Genomic DNA, 4653 nt, shown 5'->3' on the forward strand with positions numbered 1-4653 from the left:
CTCACGGCAGGTCGGGAGTACGAATTCAACCGCCTCATCCGACGCGCCAGCGATGCTGGCAAGGACATCGAGGTCGTCTTTCGCGATGGTGTCTACGCCGATGTCCGCCTGCAAATCATCAAGCAAGGCCTGGACACCAGCAGCATCTACCTGCTCAGTCCCGGCGCTGATGCGGCCGGCCACACCACGCTCGTGGCCGGCAAACCCTACCACTACGGCTCGTACAAGCAGTGCAACCAGCAACAACTCAACTGCCGCGTCCAGCCCGAGGACTTTGCCGAAGGTCCGCGTGCAAGCCATGCACTGATCTTGCGTGCCGAGCACCCACGCCAGGCCGTGTTCGACGGCGCTGGTTTCCAGCGCGACAACCCTGATCTGGAAGACACGGCCTTGGTCATCGGCGGCGCCTATGCCGGAGTGGTGAACAGCGGCCAGCAAGAGGTCCATTCCGAGCCCATCAAGAACGTCACCGTCAGCGGCCTGGTGTTCCGTCACCACCGCAATGGCATCCTGGTGCAGCACGGCCTGGGCATCACCGTGGACAACTGCCTGGTGGAAGACATCGGCACCCACCGTATCAAAGCGCAGGATGACCAGGTCGTGGGTGTCTCGGGGTTCAGTGCCAACAGCGACTCGCAACTGGTGCTGGTGCGTGACACCACCATCCTCAACGTCTGGAATCTGCAGGGCCCCACCCAGACCAGCCAGGACTGGCCAGGCTTGATGCACTCGGTCTACAACGGCGATTCGCGCGACATCATCTTCCTGAACAACACGTTCCAGGGTTCCTCCGGGCCCATGCTGAAGTTTGGGTATTACCCCATCATCCGGAGCGGCCAGCTGATATACCAATATCCCGCCGACACCTGGGCGCGGCGCGGTTTCTTCATCGGTAACCAATTCGTGCTTGCCAGTCTGACGGAAGGCGGTCGGCCACAGCCTGTCTATGTGGCACAACAGGCGTTCATCCTCGACAACTCGGAAAAAGAAATCAACGGTGTCCCCACGCCACCGGCCAAGGGCATGTTGTTCATCAACAATCTGTTTCGCAATGCCTTGCCCGACACCGCCAAATCCACGGTGGCCTTCTTGCGCAAGGAAATGCCCATCAAGGGCAGCCAACCCAGCTTTCCAGACTTCCATTTCGCCGGCAACCGCAGCGAGGGGGTGCCAACCGCGCAATGGGTGGTGCACCGTGACAGGGGCACGGCGATGGCGGTATCGTCCAACCAGCGTGACGACCCCATCAAGGTGAATGAAACCCTCATTGACTTGCTGCGCCCCACGGACGGCCCGGTCGACCCCGACAAGGTCCTGGCTGCCTTGCTGCAAGGCCCGTTGCGCTCGCCGGATCCGGAACGGGACGCCTTGGTGTCCCGCGTCATACGCTCAGGCCATCTGCCACGCGTCAGGTGATCTGCAACCGCCGGCTGGCTTCGTCCACACCCGTTCCATTCCCAGAACGCTGATCACGACAACAACGCGGCCAACCGGTCCGGGTGGATCATCCAACCACACAGGCCCGCCAGTCCCATCAGGACACCAAACCCGGTCGGCACCAGCGCCAAGCCGTACATCCACCACTGCCCGGTGAGGGCCGTGACCGCCAGGATCGAGATGGCCACGGCCAGCAGGGCATCGGACAGATCAAACTGATCGTCACGGTAGTTCAGCGCGTCGTAGGTTGTCTGGTCCTGCTCGGCCTGGGCCTTGACTTCTTCCTTCTTGGTCGCCTGGGTGCGGGCGATGTCCTCGTATCGATCGATGGCCGGACGATAGCGACTGACTTGCTCCGGAGTTTGCCCCTCGGCGGCCAGACGCAACTGCGTCAGCGTGGCCTGTGCCAGGTCTTCCCGCAGGTTGCGGGCCTGGTAGTAGTTCCAATGGTCGAGCTTGTCCGCCTGGGCCTGCTGCATGGCTTGGACGATGTTGTCATCCTTGACCTTGCAGAGGCCCATGAACGTGGCCAATACCGAGACGGTGATGGCCACACAGGTGTTCAACCGGGCCTTGCTGGCGCGCTGCTGCGGCCCATCTGCTGGGTCCGTTGTACTGTCGATCAGTTCGATGGGGTCCATGTCCATGCAAAGTGTTCCCTGTCTGATGAGTCCGCTCGCACATTGCTTCGAACTGCATCGGGCACGGTTGTACCAGAGCATCCAGGCGACGACTTCGTTCATGGTCAGTTCACCTCGACAGACTGGATTGGTGTGTAATCGTGGCGACGAGGTTGGGCCATGCACGTCAAATTCGCGATGCAGTCGATGTCGGCGCTGGAGTCGAACCGGGCCAGACCATGAATGCGCGCGCCGCACCAATTCCGCGAACAATCCTGCTGGCACGCTTGGCGTGGCGCTGCTCGCCTTGCATCTTCGCGGTGGTGGTCGGCAACGTGGTGCTGATGGCCGTGCCGCAGGCCCGCGAAGCGCTCCAGGTGGCGCTCACCGGCGGTGATCTGTGGTCCTTGCGCACCTTGTTCCACGTCGGCGCCGTGCTGTACTGGGCCGCGACGGCGTGGTTCGTTGCGCGACTGCTGCTCAGCCGGAAGTTCAAAAACGACAGCCTCGGGGCCGACGCCGATCCGCCGTTCGTCCACTGGGTCGCGGTCGTGCTGCCGCGCCTGCTGGCCATTCTGGCCACTTTTCCGGTGTGCCTGCTGACCTTCCAGCGCAATCGCATGCTGGGCCTGGTCACGTCGATCGCCGCAGGGCTGTTCCTGGGTCTGCTGGTGCTGCGCACGCGCTTCGGCGATGTGCTCGAAAAGAACACCTACGGCCATTTCGAGCGGCTGGGGGCCTCCGGCCGCCAGGCCACGCTTGGGCTGCTGACATTCAGTGCCGTGCTGCTGGGCGGGCTGTGGAGCGTACCGGCCGGCCGTGTGCTCGCAGGGTTGTGGCTCGCGGCAGCCGCGGGGCTGTGGCAATGGGACCGTCGGCGCACGTGGGTCTTCCAGTCCGATGCGCAGCAGCGGTGGGGCGTCTTCGTGCTCAACCTGTTCTGGGGCAGCGCCACCCTCTCGCTCATGGCCTCGGCCGACGACGAGATCGGGCTGGCACGCAGCCTGACCTCGCCCGCCATCCTGCTGTTCGCGCTTGGCAGCTGGACTGTGTTCGGTGGCTTCGTGCTGACCTATCTGACGATGGCGCGCTGGTCGGTCGGTGTGGCGCACTGGCTGCCGCTGGTGCTTTACCTCGCGGGCAGCGTGCACGAAACCCATTGGATCGCACAGCGTGCGGTTCCCGGCGCCAGTGCCATGGTCCCTGCAGAGCAGGACTGGCGCCAGGAACGCGTCACGGTCAACGAACGATTCGCTGCGTGGCTGCGGCAAGTGCCGCCAGGCGAGCCCATCTACATGGCCGCGCTGGTGGGTGGTGCGAGCCGTGCAGCATATTGGTCGGGCAGCGTGCTGGCCCGTCTGGACGACGAAGCACGCCAGACAGGGCAGCGCTTCGCCGCCAATCTGTTCGCGATCAGCAGCGTGTCGGGCGGCAGTCTCGGCGCCGCAGCCTTCGTGTCCGATCTGGCGCAGTTTCCGGATGCGGCGGTCTGCGGGTCGAACGTGGGCACGGAGATCCAACCCGAAGGCGGCTGCCGCACCAGGCGCATCGAAAAATTCCTGGGCGGCGACTTTCTGTCTCCGGTGATCGGACGCATGCTGTTCCCCGACCTGGCCACCCGCTTCGTGCCGTTTCCACTGCCGCGTGACATGGGCACAAGTGCCGATCGCTCGCTCGGGCTGGAAGAAGCGTGGGCGCAGGATTGGGAGCGAAGTCTCGGCAACGCCATGCCCGCACTGTCGTGGCGGCGCCCCCTGACCGAGCTGTATGCCCTGGCCGAGCGCGAGACGGGGCCGCATCTGCCAGCGCTGCTGCTCAACACGGTCCGGCTCGAAGATGGCCAACGCTTCCTGCAGTCGAACGTGCGCATGCACTTGCCGGACGTGATGGATCTGCTCGACCCGGCCATCGACACGCGCCGCCTGACGCTGGCGCAGGCGGTCCACAACAGCGCACGGTTCCCGTACGTGAGCCCGGGCGGCATGGTGCTGGCCAGCGACACCGCTGGACCGCACGGGCCACCGGACGCAGCGCGCCTGGGGCGGCTCGGCGACGGCGGCTACCACGAAGCCTCTGGTGCGGCAACGCTGGCCGACCTGCTGGAGACCATGACGAATGACCGCCTGCTGCGCCCGCTGCCCGACCGCACGGCACTGTGGGCATGCCGTGATGGCTGGACCATGCAGGCGGGCAAGAACGCATGCCCGGTGGCACCCAGCCCGGTGGTGGCGCTGCTCCTGGACAGTGAACCCAGCACATTCCCAGTCTCGTACGTGCGCGATCTGGACGGGCAACCCGCCAGCCTGCCCCAGGGCACGCTGCAGGACGGCATGCCGCTGCCCGAAGTGCTCGGGCCGGTGTTCGGTGGCCTGTCGACCCGCACCGACCTCAGCCGCGAGTCGCAGCAACGCTTGTCGAGGCTCGTCGGCAAGAATCCGTCGGCGCTGATCGAGTTGCGCATGCCACTGTGGCGCACGACGCAGGACGAGGCGCTCGGACTGGCCTCCTGCCACGAACACACCGCGCAGCCCTCGATGAATTGGGCCCTCGACGCCTGCAGCCTCGATCGCCTCGGCCAAGCTTCGGCGGAAATGCC

General features: G+C 65.0%; 3 protein-coding genes. 2 read left to right on the plus strand and 1 reads right to left on the minus strand.

Annotated features, from left to right (window positions below):
• Positions 1 to 1416: hypothetical protein (locus tag AB3X43_RS19380; RefSeq protein ID WP_369431516.1), on the plus strand; the 1416-nt coding region annotated here is incomplete at its 5' end.
• A 53-nt stretch (positions 1417 to 1469) separates the two neighbouring features.
• Here the strand turns inward: AB3X43_RS19380 and AB3X43_RS19385 are convergent.
• A complete protein-coding gene (locus tag AB3X43_RS19385) occupies positions 1470 to 2180 on the minus strand; it encodes a DUF4337 domain-containing protein (RefSeq protein WP_369431517.1) in 711 nt (236 codons plus the stop codon).
• Between the two features lie 164 nt (positions 2181 to 2344).
• Here AB3X43_RS19385 and AB3X43_RS19390 point away from each other — a divergent pair.
• The coding region (locus AB3X43_RS19390) for a hypothetical protein (protein ID WP_369431518.1) at positions 2345 to 4653 on the plus strand (2309 nt) is incomplete at its 3' end.

The organism is Sphaerotilus sp. (assembly GCF_041083715.1).
Lineage (GTDB): Bacteria > Pseudomonadota > Gammaproteobacteria > Burkholderiales > Burkholderiaceae_C > Sphaerotilus.